Annotated in this window: 14 protein-coding genes; 7 read left to right on the forward strand and 7 right to left on the reverse strand. The window is 67.7% G+C overall.

Features of this window, described 5'->3' with window-relative positions; genetic code table 11:
* Positions 1-2 precede the first annotated feature (2 nt).
* Positions 3-1,235: a DUF349 domain-containing protein gene (locus tag P0W64_RS11825; protein ID WP_275480320.1), complete on the forward strand. Its 1,233-nt coding sequence runs from the start codon at positions 3-5 to the stop codon at positions 1,233-1,235.
* A 50-nt stretch (positions 1,236-1,285) separates the two neighbouring features.
* Here the strand turns inward: P0W64_RS11825 and P0W64_RS11830 are convergent, their stop codons facing one another.
* Complete coding sequence (locus tag P0W64_RS11830) at positions 1,286-1,906, reverse strand: hypothetical protein (RefSeq protein WP_275480321.1); 621 nt, start codon at positions 1,904-1,906, stop codon at positions 1,286-1,288.
* An 18-nt stretch (positions 1,907-1,924) separates the two neighbouring features.
* The gene (miaB, locus tag P0W64_RS11835) at positions 1,925-3,469 is read right to left on the reverse strand and encodes a tRNA (N6-isopentenyl adenosine(37)-C2)-methylthiotransferase MiaB (protein WP_275480322.1); all 1,545 of its coding nucleotides are present in this window, start codon (positions 3,467-3,469) and stop codon (positions 1,925-1,927) included.
* A gap of 178 nt (positions 3,470-3,647) precedes the next feature.
* On the opposite strand from miaB, the gene P0W64_RS11840 reads away from it, so the two are divergent.
* Genes P0W64_RS11840 through P0W64_RS11855 form a run of 4 tightly spaced genes read left to right on the forward strand, consistent with a single transcriptional unit; the run spans position 3,648 to position 6,910 of the window.
* On the forward strand, positions 3,648-4,376 hold the full coding sequence (locus P0W64_RS11840) for an amino acid ABC transporter ATP-binding protein (RefSeq protein ID WP_275480441.1): 729 nt from the start codon (positions 3,648-3,650) through the stop codon (positions 4,374-4,376).
* Positions 4,377-4,385: 9 nt separating this feature from the next.
* On the forward strand, positions 4,386-5,360 hold the full coding sequence (locus P0W64_RS11845) for a glutamate ABC transporter substrate-binding protein (protein WP_275480323.1): 975 nt from the start codon (positions 4,386-4,388) through the stop codon (positions 5,358-5,360).
* 3 nt (positions 5,361-5,363) lie between these two features.
* Entirely contained in the window at positions 5,364-6,038 is a 675-nt protein-coding gene (locus P0W64_RS11850) for an amino acid ABC transporter permease (RefSeq protein WP_275480324.1), read from the forward strand.
* Positions 6,035-6,910 (forward strand): amino acid ABC transporter permease, encoded by an 876-nt coding sequence (locus P0W64_RS11855; protein WP_275480325.1) that lies wholly within the window; start codon positions 6,035-6,037, stop codon positions 6,908-6,910. Before P0W64_RS11850 ends, P0W64_RS11855 begins: the two co-directional genes overlap by 4 nt.
* Positions 6,911-6,989: 79 nt before the next feature.
* Here P0W64_RS11855 and P0W64_RS11860 read toward each other — a convergent pair whose 3' ends face one another.
* The gene (locus tag P0W64_RS11860; protein ID WP_275480326.1) at positions 6,990-7,850 is read right to left on the reverse strand and encodes an ABC transporter permease; all 861 of its coding nucleotides are present in this window, start codon (positions 7,848-7,850) and stop codon (positions 6,990-6,992) included.
* A gap of 178 nt (positions 7,851-8,028) precedes the next feature.
* Between P0W64_RS11860 and P0W64_RS11865 the strand changes: the two genes are divergently transcribed.
* Positions 8,029-9,285: a PucR family transcriptional regulator gene (locus P0W64_RS11865; RefSeq protein WP_275480327.1), complete on the forward strand. Its 1,257-nt coding sequence runs from the start codon at positions 8,029-8,031 to the stop codon at positions 9,283-9,285.
* Here the strand turns inward: P0W64_RS11865 and P0W64_RS11870 are convergent.
* Entirely contained in the window at positions 9,190-9,882 is a 693-nt protein-coding gene (locus P0W64_RS11870; protein ID WP_275480328.1) for a TetR family transcriptional regulator, read from the reverse strand. The genes P0W64_RS11865 and P0W64_RS11870 overlap by 96 nt on opposite strands.
* Positions 9,883-10,004: 122 nt before the next feature.
* On the opposite strand from P0W64_RS11870, the gene P0W64_RS11875 reads away from it, so the two are divergent.
* Entirely contained in the window at positions 10,005-11,744 is a 1,740-nt protein-coding gene (locus P0W64_RS11875; protein WP_275480329.1) for a GMC family oxidoreductase, read from the forward strand.
* 31 nt (positions 11,745-11,775) lie between these two features.
* Here the strand turns inward: P0W64_RS11875 and P0W64_RS11880 are convergent, their stop codons facing one another.
* From P0W64_RS11880 to recA, 3 genes are read right to left on the reverse strand one after another with little or no spacing between them, the layout of a single operon-like run.
* Complete coding sequence (locus P0W64_RS11880) at positions 11,776-12,117, reverse strand: gamma-glutamylcyclotransferase family protein (protein WP_275480330.1); 342 nt, start codon at positions 12,115-12,117, stop codon at positions 11,776-11,778.
* Positions 12,114-12,848, reverse strand: a complete 735-nt coding sequence (locus P0W64_RS11885) for a regulatory protein RecX (protein WP_275480331.1) — start codon at positions 12,846-12,848, stop codon at positions 12,114-12,116. The genes P0W64_RS11880 and P0W64_RS11885 overlap by 4 nt, the downstream gene beginning before the upstream one ends.
* Positions 12,848-13,894 carry a recombinase RecA gene (recA, locus tag P0W64_RS11890; protein WP_275480332.1) on the reverse strand — a complete coding sequence of 349 codons (1,047 nt, stop codon included), beginning with the start codon at positions 13,892-13,894 and terminating at the stop codon, positions 12,848-12,850. Before recA ends, P0W64_RS11885 begins: the two co-directional genes overlap by 1 nt.
* Positions 13,895-14,109 lie beyond the last annotated feature (215 nt).

Here is a 14,109-nt window from a genome sequence, read left to right on the forward strand (position 1 = left end):
TCGTGCCGCCCCACCCGCATTCGGACCCGGCCAAGTTCGGCCGGGTGGCTGACGACGGCACGGTGTATGTGATCACGTCGGGCGGTGAGCGCGCCGTCGGGTCGTGGCAGGCAGGCGAGTCCGCCGAAGGCCTCGCACACTTCGCGCGCAAGTACGACGAGTTGGCGACCGAGGTCGAGGTGCTGGAGGAGCGCCTCGCCACCGGTACCGGTGATCCGCGCAAGACCCGAGCCGCGGCGCAGATGATCGCGGAGGCACTTCCGACGGCCGCCGTCGTCGGCGACCTGGACGAGCTGGCGTCCCGCGTCGGAGCCCTGCTGACCGGCGCCGAGACCGCGATAGTCACCGCGACCGCCGACCGGGAGAAGCGGCGAGCCGAGGCGCTCGCGCGTAAGGAGGCACTCGCCACCGAGGCCGAGCAGATCGCCGCCGAGTCCACCCAGTGGAAAGTCGCCGGCGACCGCATGCGTGCCCTGCTGGAGGAGTGGAAGACCGTCAAGGGCCTGGACCGCAAGACCGACGACGCCCTGTGGCGCCGCTACTCCAAGGCCCGTGAGGCCTTCAACAAGCGGCGCGGTGCGCATTTCGCCGAACTCGATCGTGAGCGGGCCGGCGCGAAGAACCGCAAGGAGGAGCTGATCGCCGAGGCCGAGGCGATCAAGCACGAGACCACGTGGAGCGAGACCTCCGCGAAGTTCCGCGACCTGCTCGCGCGCTGGAAGGCTGCCGGCCGCGCGCCCCGCGATACGGACGACGCGCTGTGGGCGCGGTTCAAGGCCGTGCAGGACGAGTTCTTCGCCGCACGCAACGCGGCCGCGAGCGAGCGCGACGCCGAGTTCGCCGAGAACGGCAAGGCGAAGCAGGCCCTGCTCGACGAGTACGGGCCGCGGATCGATCCGTCGAACCTGACCGCCGCGAAGGCCGCCCTGCGCGAGTTGCAGGACCGCTGGGAGGTGATCGGCAAGGTCCCCCGCGACCAGATGGGCTCGCTCGAGGCCGGTATCCGCGCGCTGGAGAAGAAGGTCAAGTCCGCCGACGAGACCCAGTGGCGGCGATCGGACCCGGAGGCCACCGCGCGGGCCGCGCAGTTCCGCGCCCGCGTCGAGCAGTTCGAGGAGCAGGCGGAGAAGGCGGAGAAGAGCGGCAAGGCCAAAGACGCCGTGCGGCTACGGGAACAGGCGCAGCAGTGGCGCGAATGGGCAGACGCGGCAGAACACGCGGTCGAGGACCGCTGAGGTTCGGGATCGCCCGCTGCGCGAGGCGTCCGGCGCCCGTCCGGTAGTGGCTACTCCTCGTCCGGTTCGGGGCGCGCGGTCTGCGGGTGGATATTGCGCGGCGTGATCTCGCCCGTGTATCGGGTGCGGGTGATCTCCTCCCACTCCTGCACAGCCTCGCGGCGCTGCGCCTCGACCGAGGCCATCAAGCTCGTGCGCGACCACACGACGCGGATCCACGCCACCGCGAGAACCGCGAGCGCAAGCCATCCGAGCAGGAGTCCCACGCCCACGCCCGACGGCGGCTCGCCGTGCAGACCAGGCGTGTGCCGCGACCACACGGACAGCAGGCCGAAGAAGCAGCCCACCGAGCAACCCGCCGCGGCGATGAGCGCGAACACCCAGCGGCGCGTGAGGATCGCCGCGCCGGACGCGACCACGCCGAACAGCACGGACAGCCACAGGAACACCCGGGAGACCACCACGATCGATGCGGCGTCGGTGTGCGGAGCCGATGTGAGGATCGCGATCCCCGTCGCCCCGCGGGTGTGCGGCAACAGCAGCGCACCGATGACCACGAGCACGCCCACGGCCGCAACGATCAGCGTCGGCCCGGCCTCGATCTCGCCGGCCACCCTCTTCTCGCTGGCGTCGACCTCGGCACGCAGCCGGTCCAGTTCGGATTCGCTCATGGGTCCATCATCCTCGCGTCAGGAGCAGCCGGTCGAGCAGCCCGCCGGCTCGGCCGACCCGGCCGGGCGACCGATAGCGGGAAGGCCTAGGCCCACCCGCCCGAGTCCGCCGTCATCACGCTCGCCCCCGACCGGGGCAGTGGTCGGCGTGATCTCCGCCTCGTAGTTGTCGCCCGCGCGGGTGCGCCGGTGCGTGAGCACGCCACCGTCGGCGACGAGATGGTGCGGTGCCGCAGCGGTGACGACGGTGGTGACGACATCGCCCGGCCGGATCCCGGAGGCCGGACGCGCAGCGAAGTGGACCAGACGTCCGTCACGTGCGCGGCCGGACATGCGCCCGGTCTCGCCGTCCTTGCGACCCTCACCCGCCGCGACCAGCAGTTCGACCGTACGGCCGATCCGCTTGCGGTTCTCCTCCAGCGTGATCCGCTCCTGCAGAGCGATGAGCCGGTCGTAGCGCTCCTGCACGACCGCCTTCGGGAGTTGCTCGGGTAGATCGGCGGCCGGTGTACCGGGCCGGATGGAGTACTGGAATGTGAAGGCACTAGAGAACCTGGCACGCTCGACGACGTCGAGCGTGGCCTGGAAGTCCTCCTCGGTCTCGCCTGGGAAACCGACGATGATGTCGGTCGTGATCGCGGCATCGGGAATGCGGTCGCGTACCTTCTCCAGGATCCCGAGGAACTTGGCGCTGCGATAGCTCCGCCGCATCGCCTTCAGTACGCGGTCCGAGCCGGACTGCAACGGCATGTGCAGTTGCGGACAGACGTTAGGCGTCTCGGCCATGGCGTCGATGACGTCATCGGTGAATTCTGCGGGGTGCGGGCTGGTGAATCGCACCCGCTCCAGGCCTTCTACGCCCCCGCACGCCCGCAGCAGCGCACTGAACGCCGTGCGGTCGCGGGGCATCTCGGGATCGGCGAAGTTCACACCGTACGCGTTCACGTTCTGCCCGAGCAGGGTGACCTCGAGGACGCCCTGGTCGGCGAGCGCCTGCACCTCGGCGAGGACGTCGCCGGGGCGCCGGTCGACCTCCTTACCGCGCAGCGCCGGGACGATGCAGAACGTGCACGTGTTATTGCATCCCACCGAGATGGAGACCCAGCCCGAATAAGCGCTCTCGCGGCGCGCGGGCAGCGTCGACGGGAAGGCCTCGAGTGCCTCTTTGATCTCGACCTCGGCCCGGCGATTGTGCCGAGCGCGATCCAGCAACGCAGGCAGGGAGCCGATGTTGTGCGTTCCGAACACGACGTCGACCCACGGCGCCTTGGAGACGACGGTGCCCTTGTCCTTCTGCGCTAGGCATCCGCCCACCGCGATCTGCATGCCGGGGCGCTGCTTCTTGATCGGCGCCAGGTGGCTGAGGTTGCCGTACAGCTTGTTGTCGGCGTTCTCGCGGACGGCACACGTGTTGAAGACCACGAGGTCCGCCTGCTCGCCACCGTCGGCTCGCACGTACCCCGCGTCCTCGAGCAGCCCCGAGAGGCGCTCCGAGTCGTGGACGTTCATCTGGCACCCGTATGTGCGCACCTCATAGGTGCGCTGGCTGGCGGGTGAGGTCATGTTCCCCAGGATATCGACGGCGGCAAATCGTCCCCGCGAACACAGGCGCGCGCAGCCTTTACCGGATCCTTACACACCGATTGGACTGGTTGTGCAATAAACGCCCCTGTGTCCGAATAGGCTGACCGCCATGACCAGTCCCGCCGAACCCGGCTCCGCACCGGGCGGATCCACACCGATGATCGAGATCCGTTCCGTCGACAAGTTTTTCGGAGAACTGCACGTCCTCAAGGACATCGACCTCACCGTCCCACGCGGACAGGTGGTCGTCATGCTGGGACCGTCGGGGTCCGGCAAGTCGACCCTGTGCCGCACCATCAACCGGCTGGAGCCGATCGACGCGGGCGAGATCCGCATAGACGGCAGGGTGCTCCCCGCGGAGGGGCGAGCCCTGGCCGCACTCCGCGCCGACGTCGGGATGGTCTTCCAGTCGTTCAATCTGTTCCCGCACAAGTCGATCATCGACAACGTGACCCTCGCACCGATGAAGGTGCGCAAGGTGTCCTCCGACGCCGCACGCAAGCGCGGCATGGAGTTGCTCGAGCGTGTCGGCATCGCAACGCAGGCCGAGAAGATGCCCGCGCAGCTGTCGGGCGGTCAGCAGCAGCGCGTGGCCATCGCCCGCGCTCTCGCGATGGACCCGAAGGTGATGTTGTTCGACGAGCCGACGTCGGCCCTCGACCCGGAGATGGTCAACGAGGTCCTCGACGTGATGGTGGGTCTCGCGAAAGAGGGTATGACCATGGTCTGCGTGACGCACGAGATGGGCTTCGCGCGTAAGGCCGCGGACCGGATCCTGTTCATGGCGGACGGGACGATCGTCGAGGACACCGAACCTGAGACCTTCTTCACCGCGCCGAAGTCGGGCCGTGCCAAGGACTTCCTCGGCAAGATCCTCGGACACTAGGGGGAACCTGTGCAGACTCCCCGATCATCCGCGCGGGCCGCCTCGGTCCTGGCCGTCGCGCTAGCGCTGCTCGCGACCCTGCTCACGGCGTGCGGCAGCACCTCCCCGCGCGATCTGCTGTCGTCGATCCGGCACGGCAATGTCATCCTCGGCACCAAGTACGATCAGCCGGGCCTGGGCATGCGCAATCCAGACAAGTCCATGACCGGTTTCGATGTCGACGTGCTGCGGTACGTCGTCGACCGCATCGCCGACAAGAACGGCTGGAAGCACCCGAAGATCAAGTGGCGTGAGACGCCGTCCGCGCAGCGCGAGACGCTGATCGGCAACGGCGAGGTCGACATCATCGCCGCGACCTACTCGATCAACGCCGCCCGCTCCAAGAAGGTCGACTTCGCCGGTCCCTACCTGGTGATCCGGCAGGGCCTGCTGGTGCGAGCCGACGATCACGACCTGCAATCCCTCACGGACCTCAACAAGGGCAAGAAGCTGTGCTCCGTGACGGGTTCGACGTCTGCGCAGAACGTGAAGGCGCAGCTCCCGGGAGTACAGCTACAGGAGTTCGACACCTACTCGACGTGCGTCGAGGCGCTGCATCGCAGCAAGGTGGATGCGCTCACCACGGACGAGACCATCCTCGCCGGATTCGCGCAGATGTACCCGGGCGAGTTCCAGGTGGTCGACATGACCTACCCGAAGGACGCCTGCGTCAAGGGCGTACTCAAGAAGGCGGGGTCGCCGTTCTCCACCGAGCGTTACGGCATCGGTCTCTCGAAGGGTGACAAACCGTCTCGCGACGCACTCGACTCGGCGCTGAACGACATGATCTCGTCGGGCGCATGGGAGCAGGCGTTGCGCAAGGCGCTCGGCACCACCGAGGTGGACCGGCTGATCGCGCGCGCGGGCGGTTTCGAGCAGTTCAAGCCCCCGGTCGGCGACCTTTCCTTCCTCGATTCCGCCTCGACACCGTGCGAAGGAGTGTGACGGATGTGGAGTGACCTCGGCCCGCAGTTGCTGCCGGCCTTCTGGATGACCATCAAGCTCACTGTGCTCTCCGCCATCGGCGCTCTGATATGGGGCACTGTGCTCGCGGGCATGGCAGTCGGGCCCGTGCCGATCATGCGCTGGTTCGCCACGACGTACGTCAACGTGGTCCGGAACACGCCGCTCACGCTCATCGTGCTGTTCTGCTCGATGGGCCTGTACATCAACCTGAGCCTCGCCCTCGCCGGCGAAGGGCCCGACTTCACGAAGAACAACAACTTCCGCCTCGCAGTACTCGCGTTCATCGTCTACACGTCGGCGTTCGTGTGCGAGACGCTGCGCTCGGGCTTCAACACCGTTCCGGTGGGACAGGCGGAGGCCGCGCGTGCGCTGGGCCTGCCGTTCCTACAGGTGTTGCGGATGATCATCCTGCCGCAGGCTTTCCGCGCGGTGATCGGGCCGTTGGGTAGCGTGCTCATCGCGCTCACGAAGAACACGACCATCGCCTCGGTCATCGGCGTGGCAGAGGCGTCGCTGCTCATGAAGTCGATGATCGAGACGCACGCCGACGCCCTGTTCCAGATATTCGGGATCATCGCGCTCGGCTTCGTCATCCTGACCCTGCCGGTCGGCGTCCTGTTCACATACCTCGGAAACCGTTGGGCGGTGCGACGATGACCACGACCGATACGTCGGAGAAGAAGGCGCCACGCAAGCCCAAGGCGGCCGAGACCTCGACCGTGCTGTTCGACGCGCGCGGCCCCCGCGGCCGTGCACGGGACCGGGTGACCGCCGTCGCCTTCGTCGTCGTACTGGCGGCGATCGTCGTTCTCGTCGTGAAGAAGCTGGCCGACAACGGTCACTTCGCGTGGGATATGTGGTCGCCCTTCGTGCATACGCAGGCGTGGACGACATACATCCTGCCTGGTCTGATGGGCACGCTGTTGGCGGCCGTGCTGTCGATCGTGTTCGCACTCGTGATCGGCACCGTGCTCGGACTCGGGCGCCTCTCCGACCACCGCTGGGTGCGGATCCTCGCAGGCACGGTCGTCGAGCTCTTCCGCGCGATCCCCGTGCTGATCCTGATGATCTTCGCGTACTTCCTGTTCGCGAAGTACGCCGTGTTCCCCTCGGCGCAGCTCGCGCTGGCAGCGGTGGTGTTCGGTCTGACGATGTACAACGGATCGGTCATCGCCGAGATCCTGCGGTCCGGCATCAATTCGCTCCCCAAGGGACAGCTGGAGGCCGCATCTGCGCTGGGCTTCCGCAAGGGCGGCGCCATGCGCTTGATCCTGCTCCCCCAGGCCGTCACGGCGATGCTGCCCGCACTCGTCTCGCAGATGGTGGTCGCCCTCAAGGACTCTGCGCTCGGCTACCAGATCGGCTACGTCGAGGTGGTCCGGGCGGGCTATCAGACCGGTTTCGCGTTCCGGGGCAACTACCTCCAGTCGCTCGTCGTGATCGCCGTTCTGATGATCCTGATCAACTACACGCTGTCCTGGTTCGCGCGCTGGCTCGAACGCAGACTGCGTGAGCGCCGACGGCACTGACGATCATGCCCCGAACGCCCGGTGGAGCCCGCTCCCCGGGCGTTCGGCTTCGTCGAGCCCGTGCCTCGGCAAGGCCGGGTCAGCCGACCTGCGTCGGCCAGAACATCGACGCCACCTGAGCAATCGCGAGGTTCACCGTGAAGATGAGTACCACCGACAGGACGACGGTGGCATTCACGGCGTCTGCGACTCCACGCGATCCACCCCGCGCCTCGAGCCCTCGCTGACAGCCGACGATGGCGATGATCGTCCCGAAGATCACCGCCTTCGCCAGCGCGATGTACAGGTCGACGGGCCGCGCGAATGCTCCGAACGTCAGCCAGAACGATCCCGGTGTGACGTTCTGCGCGCCCGCCGCCACGAGGTACGCCGACATCACGGCGACGATGGTGATCAGGATGTTGAGCATCGGGGCGACGATCCACGCAGCGAGCAGTCGGGGTACGACCAGCCGGTTGATCGGATTGATTCCCATGACGCGCATCGCATCCGTCTCCTCCCGAATGGTGCGCGCGCCGAGGTCCGCCGCGATGGCGGAGGCCCCGGCTCCGCCGAGCAGTAGACCCGTGGCGATCGGCGACGCCTGTGCGATGATGCTGAGCCCCGACGCCGCGCCCGCGAGTCCCTGCGCGCCGAGCTGATCCAGGATGTTGCCGACCTGGATCGCCATCACGACCCCGAACGGGATCGCGATGAGCACCGCGGGCAGGGTCGTCACGCTGATCATGAACCACGCCTGGAAGAACAGCTCCTTCCACTGCAGCCGCAGCCTTACGACGTCCTCGATCATCGCGACGATGGTTGTTGCCAACATGCGGACGCTCCGCCCCACCGTACGTAGCGAGTCGGCGACAGTGACCGAGAAGTTACGTCGCAAGACCGCGAACAACGACGGTCTGGACGCGGGACGAACGTGATCGGACAGGGTGTCGTCGGTCATGCAGAGAACTCCTCCGGGACGTGGCCGGGCCGGGCCGCGCCGAGCTTTGGTGGGCCGAATCCTGTGGCCTTCCTTGGGATCGGTGTTCAGAGTCCGCTACGCTGCCCATCATTCTCTTGGGCGCGCGTGACAACGATCACGTAACGCCCTGTCCCCCTGAACAACGCGGAGGTGAATCGTGGATCCGGCTACCGCCTGGCTCGCCGAGTTCTACCGCGACGTCGATGCCGACGGCGGCCCGGACGCCCTCGCACACCGCATCGATGCCGGCATAATCACGGACTTCCCGGAGTTCGGGGCCGACGAATCGTTGCGGCGAGACCTGCACGCCTGCACCCGCGGCCATTGGCGGGACTTCCTCGTGCACCTGGGGCGGGAGTCGTTCGAGCCAGGCGTGCCGGTAGAGGCACTGGACCTCATGCGGACCGTCATCCGCCGGGGTCACGACGTCGGATTCCTCCTCGCCGCGTACCGCACCGGCCAACGCTGCGTTTGGGACTACTTCACCGCACTGCTGGACGAACGGATCCCGGCTGCGGACCTGCGTGCAGCGGTGCTCATCCAGTTCTGGGAACGCGCGTCACAGTGGCTGGACCACACGGTCGCGCACGTGATCGACACGTTCGACGCAGAGCGCGTCGCGATCGACCTCGCGACCGCGCAGCGACGGATGAGGACAGTGCGGGCGCTCCTCGATGGCGACGCCCTCGACGCCGACGCGGCGGCGCACGATCTCGGCTACCGCCTGCGCGGCACGCACACGGCCTACGTCGTTTCGATCGCCGACGGTGCCGGCGACGACGATGCGGGCACGATCCTGACTCGCGCTGGAGCAGCCGTCGCCGACGCCACGCGCGCGGACGGCCGCCTGGCGGTGCGAGCCGGTACACGCGCGCTGTGGCTCTGGATCGCGACGGGTGCGCCGCTGGCCCCGGCGGACGTGCCGCCCGGTGTCCGGGTCGCGGCCGGCCGCCCGGGGGTCGGACCCGAAGGTTTCGTCCGATCGCACCGTGAGGCGGTCGCGGCGCAGTCGCTCGACGCGCATGCCGCACGGCCGGCGGGGGCAGGCACGTCTCCACTCGAGACGCCGCGGGCCATGCGCAGCTACGCGGATGTCGAGATCGCCTGCATCGCAACAGGGCTCATAGGTCGCTCGGCTGTCCCGGGCTTGGTACGGCGCGAGCTGGGGATGCTGGCCGCCGATGACGAGAGCTCGCTGCGGATCCGCGAGACCGTGCTTTGCTACCTCGCTCACGGCGCCAGTGCTCGGGATACCGCGGAGGCGATGACGGTGCATCCGAATACCGTGCGTTACCGGCTGCGCCAGGCCGAGGAGGTGCTAGGCCATCCGATTGCGTCCCGGCGGATCTATACCGAGCTCGCGCTGCGCGTGCTCGACGCGTTCGGCACCGTTGCGGCGATCCCCGTCGGCTGACGGTACGCCGCCGGCAAGGGCGGCCACTACGGTCGCGATCTGCCGAACGGCGACATCGGCCGATCCTCGGGGTTGCAGGAGGTGGCTCAGGGTGAGGCGGACGAAGGTCTCGGAGAGGACGGGCGCCACCGCCTCGTCGGGCACCGGCCCGTAGCGTTCACTCAACTCCCGCTGCATGCGGTCGACTGCACGCGCCAGCACGGGCTCGGTCTCCGTCGCGACCAGCGGCAGCAGACCGTCGGCGGTGTGCGGCTCCCCCGCCAGGATCATCCGCAGCAAGGCGTTGTCGGCGCCGGCGTGCAGTGTGAACTCGGCGGCGGCCACGAGCCCGGCGACCGCGTCGTCGGGATGCTCGTCCAGCTTCCCTGCCACGCCCGCGAGGAACTCGTCGGTCTCGTGCTCGACTAGCGCTATCGCAAGATCCCGGCGGGTGCCGACCGCGTGGTACAGCGTGGGCCGGCTGACTTCGACGCGCCGTGCGACCTGCGACATGTTCACGGCGTTCCAGCCGCTTTCGCATACCGACTCGCGGGCGACGTCGAGAACCCGTTTCCGCAGCATCGCCCGCATCTCGGTGTGGAATCCCGTCTCGGTCACGCCACTACTTTACATTCGGGCGATATCCGTCGGGCTCTTGACATATCTATGTTATCTGTAAAATACTTTACATCTCAGCGATAGATGTAAAACGACAGCCGCCAGCTCCGAGAGGGACACCCATGCCAGCCCCGCACACCCACGCCGCCCCGCCCGACACCGACTTCGATGTGCTCGTAGTCGGTTCGGGCTTCGGCGGCAGCGTCACCGCGCTCCGCCTCACCGAGAAGGGCTACCGCGTGGGCGTCCTCGAGGCTGGACGCCGATTCCGCGACGCCGAGTTCGCGAAGACCAGCTGGGATGTCAAGAAGTTCGTCTGGGCTCCGGCGCTCGGTTCGTACGGCATCCAGCGCATCCACCTGCTCCGGGACTGCGTCATTCTGGCCGGCGCAGGCGTGGGCGGCGGCTCCCTCAATTACGCCAACACCCTCTACAAGCCCCCGGCACCGTTCTTCGAGGACCCGCAGTGGAGTTCGATAACCGATTGGCACGACGAACTCTCGCCGTACTACGACCAAGCGCGCCGCATGCTGGGCGTGGTGCGGAACCCGCATATGACGCCGTCTGACGAGATCATCAAAGCCGTCGCCGACGACATGGGCGTGGGCGACACCTTCATCCAGACGCCCGTCGGCGTGTACTTCGGTGAACCAGGCGAGACGGCGCCCGACCCCTATTTCGGTGGCGTCGGGCCGGACCGTACCGGCTGCATCGAATGCGGCGAGTGCATGACCGGATGTCGCCATGGGGCCAAGAACACGCTGCTCAAGACCTACCTCGCGCTTGCCGAGCGGGGCGGCGCCGAGATCGTCCCCATGACTACGGTCATCGGCCTGCATGAGCGCGGCGACGGTGTGTGGGAGGTGACGACCAAGCGCACGGGCTCGCGGCTGAAGCGTCACCGGCACACGCTCACCGCGCGGCACGTGGTACTCGCCGCGGGCACGTGGGGCACGCAGAACCTGCTGCACTCGCTCAAGGACACCGGAGCGCTGCCGAAGCTGTCCGACGCGCTGGGACGCCTCACCCGCACGAACTCCGAGTCGATCCTGTCGGCCGTCCGCTACAGCATCGACCCCGATCTGGACCTCACGCGCGGCGTCGCGATCACATCGTCCTTCTACCCGAGCCCGGACACGCATGTCGAGCCCGTGCGATACGGGAAGGGATCGAATGCGATGGGCGTGCTGCAGACGCTCATGACCGACGGCGGCGGCCGTACGCCGCGCTGGCTGCGATTCCTCGGAACCGCCGCGCGACACCCGGTCGACCTGGCTCGCGTCCTGTTCGTCAAGGGCTGGAGCGAACGTACGGTGATCGCCCTCGTCATGCAGTCGCTGGACAACTCGATCACCACGTTCACGAAGCGCGGCCCGTTCGGGCGGCACCTGTCGAGCCGTCAGGGCCACGGAGAGCCCAACCCGACCTGGATCCCCCTCGGCAACGAGGCGACCCGCCGCATCTCGCAGAAGGTCGACGGGGTACCCGCCGGTACGTGGGGCGAGGTCTTCAACATCCCGATGACTGCACACTTCTTGGGAGGTTGCGCGATCGGCGCGGACCGCGAGCACGGCGTCATCGACGCGTATCACCGGGTACACGGGTACCCGACGCTGAGCATCGTGGACGGATCCGCGGTATCCGCGAACCTTGGCGTGAACCCCTCGCTCACGATCGCGGCGCAGGCCGAGCGCGCCGCAGCACTGTGGCCGAACAAGGGAGAGAACGATATGCGGGCGCCGCAGGCCGAGGGCTACCGGCGCATCTCCCCCGTGGCGCCGGTAGCGCCCATCGTCCCCGCGCACGCCTCGGGCGCGTTACGCCTTCCGATCGTCACCGTGCGACATGGAGAGGCGAGTTGATACGCTGCCCTGCCCTCGTCCCGACCTGTCCCTAGTCGGCCGCCAGAACGTAGACCCAGGCGTCGCGCCCGGACCGCAGCGGAAACCGCCGGCGGACATAGGCGTCCACCTCGTAGTCATCAGCTGCGGCGAGTTGCGCGTCGGTCAGAGTGAATGCGGTGCCGTCGACCTGGGCGACCGGATCCGGCGCAGGTACGAGCACCGGATGGACCGCGGTACCGCTGAGAGCGACGACCTTGGGATCCTCGATCGTCAACCTCCGCAACACGAATCCGATCACTGCGTCACCCTCGCCCGGCACCGATCCACCGAACACCTCGGCCTGTACCGCGGGGAGTTGCAGCGTCCCGTAGGAGAAGAGCAGGTGCGTCACGGCGCATCCCCGGCGTCGACGTCCCCGCCCGCCGACACGCGAACCGCATCGAGCACGACCGACAATGCGAGTGATGGATGGTACCCACGCCGCCCGAGCATCCCGACGAGCCGCTGCACCAGCCTGTCGCACTCCGCACGATCCTCCGGCACCTGTTTCCGTGCGAGCTTGCGCTCGACGAGCTCGGCGGCTCGCTCACGCTCGTCGTCACGGGTCACCTGTTGCAGCGCCTCGGCGGCCTCGGCGTCGCCGATCCCCTTGCGGCGCAACTCCATAGCGAGCGCGCGGCGGCCCCGGCCGGAATATCGGTGCCGCGACTCGACCCACCGCTGCGCGAACATCGCGTCATCCACGAGACCGGCGTTCACGAACCTGGCGAGCACTCGCTCTGCGAGATCCTCGTCGAATCCCCGCTTCGCGAGCTTCGCGCGCAATTCTGCCCGTGAGTGGTCCCGCGCGCCGAGCGCACGGTAGACCAGGTCGCGTGCCTGTCCCTCACGCCGCGCGATCTCCTCGGGGTCGGCGGGCGTGTCACCCACTGCCTCCGGCTCCTCGGGGACTTTCTCGCTCGCCGCGAACTCGGTCTTCGGCCTGAGGGCAGTGAGACGCGAGCGCATGTCGGCGACGGGGTCCGCGCGTGTGTCGGACTGCGTGGCGATCGCGTCGTCAGAGTCCGGTGCGTCGTCGTCGCCGGCGGGCGCGAACCGCTCGCCCGCTCCCACGACGTGCATCAGAATTCGACGGGCGCCGGGGCGATCTCGTCGGCGTCTACCGTGACGTCGGCACCGATGCCGAGCTTCTCCTTGATCTTCTTCTCGATCTCGTCACGGATATCGGTGTTCTCCAGCAGGAACTTGCGGGCGTTCTCCTTGCCCTGCCCCAGTTGGTCACCGTCGTAGGTGTACCAGGAGCCGGACTTACGGATGAACCCCTCGGCGACACCCATGTCGATGATCGATCCCTCCTTGCTGATGCCGTGGCCGTAGATCATGTCGAACTCGGCCTGCTTGAACGGCGGCGAGACCTTGTTCTTCACGACCTTGACGCGGGTTCGGTTGCCGACCGCGTCGGCGCCGTCCTTGAGCGTCTCGATACGACGCACGTCCAGGCGCACGGACGAGTAGAACTTGAGCGCCTTGCCACCGGTCGTGGTCTCGGGCGAGCCGAACATGACTCCGATCTTCTCGCGCAACTGGTTGATGAAGATCGCGGTGGTGCCCGAGTTGTTGAGCGCGCCCGTCATCTTGCGCAGCGCCTGGCTCATCAGCCGAGCCTGCAGACCGACGTGGCTGTCGCCCATCTCCCCCTCGATCTCGGCCTTGGGTACCAGCGCCGCAACGGAGTCGATGACGATGATGTCGAGCGCGCCGGAGCGGATCAGCATGTCCGCGATCTCCAGCGCCTGCTCACCGGTGTCCGGCTGCGAGACCAGCAGCGCATCCGTGTCTACACCGAGCTTGGCGGCATAGTCCGGGTCGAGTGCGTGCTCGGCGTCGATGAACGCCGCGACACCTCCGTTCGCCTGCGCGTTGGCGACGGCGTGCAGCGCCAACGTCGACTTACCCGAGGACTCCGGACCGTAGATCTCGACGACACGGCCGCGAGGTAGCCCGCCGATGCCGAGCGCCACGTCCAGCGCGATCGATCCCGTCGGGATTACCGAGATGGGCTGGCGCACCTCGTCACCGAGGCGCATGACCGATCCCTTGCCGTAGCTCTTGTCGATCTGCTGCAGGGCCAGTTCGAGAGCCTTGTCGCGATCTGCCGCTGGTGCCATGGTGTTCTCCGCTCCGTTGGATCCGACCCCGTGGCCGGCTCGTCCTGTGCTGTGTCACCGACGCTAGAGCAGCCCACCGACAGGTTTCCGCCGCGTCGAACACCCGCAACTGTAGACGAATACGCGTTCGATACAAGGACCGCGCCACGGCGCGTCGGGAATGGCGCCGTCCGCACGTGAGAGGGCGGTCGGCGGGGATCCCACCGGCCGCCCTC

Source organism: Tsukamurella sp. 8F (assembly GCF_029167375.1).
In the GTDB taxonomy this organism is placed as follows: Bacteria; Actinomycetota; Actinomycetes; order Mycobacteriales; family Mycobacteriaceae; genus Tsukamurella.

Coding starts and splice junctions, on each gene's coding strand:
- P0W64_RS11855 (WP_275480325.1), top strand. CDS start 6,035: ATGACCACGACCGATACGTCGGAGAAGAAGGCGCCACGCAAGCCCAAG.
- P0W64_RS11860 (WP_275480326.1), bottom strand. CDS start 7,850: ATGACCGACGACACCCTGTCCGATCACGTTCGTCCCGCGTCCAGACCG.
- P0W64_RS11830 (WP_275480321.1), bottom strand. CDS start 1,906: ATGAGCGAATCCGAACTGGACCGGCTGCGTGCCGAGGTCGACGCCAGC.
- recA (WP_275480332.1), bottom strand. CDS start 13,894: ATGGCACCAGCGGCAGATCGCGACAAGGCTCTCGAACTGGCCCTGCAG.
- P0W64_RS11850 (WP_275480324.1), top strand. CDS start 5,364: ATGTGGAGTGACCTCGGCCCGCAGTTGCTGCCGGCCTTCTGGATGACC.
- P0W64_RS11840 (WP_275480441.1), top strand. CDS start 3,648: ATGATCGAGATCCGTTCCGTCGACAAGTTTTTCGGAGAACTGCACGTC.
- P0W64_RS11875 (WP_275480329.1), top strand. CDS start 10,005: ATGCCAGCCCCGCACACCCACGCCGCCCCGCCCGACACCGACTTCGAT.
- P0W64_RS11885 (WP_275480331.1), bottom strand. CDS start 12,848: ATGCACGTCGTGGGAGCGGGCGAGCGGTTCGCGCCCGCCGGCGACGAC.
- miaB (WP_275480322.1), bottom strand. CDS start 3,469: ATGACCTCACCCGCCAGCCAGCGCACCTATGAGGTGCGCACATACGGG.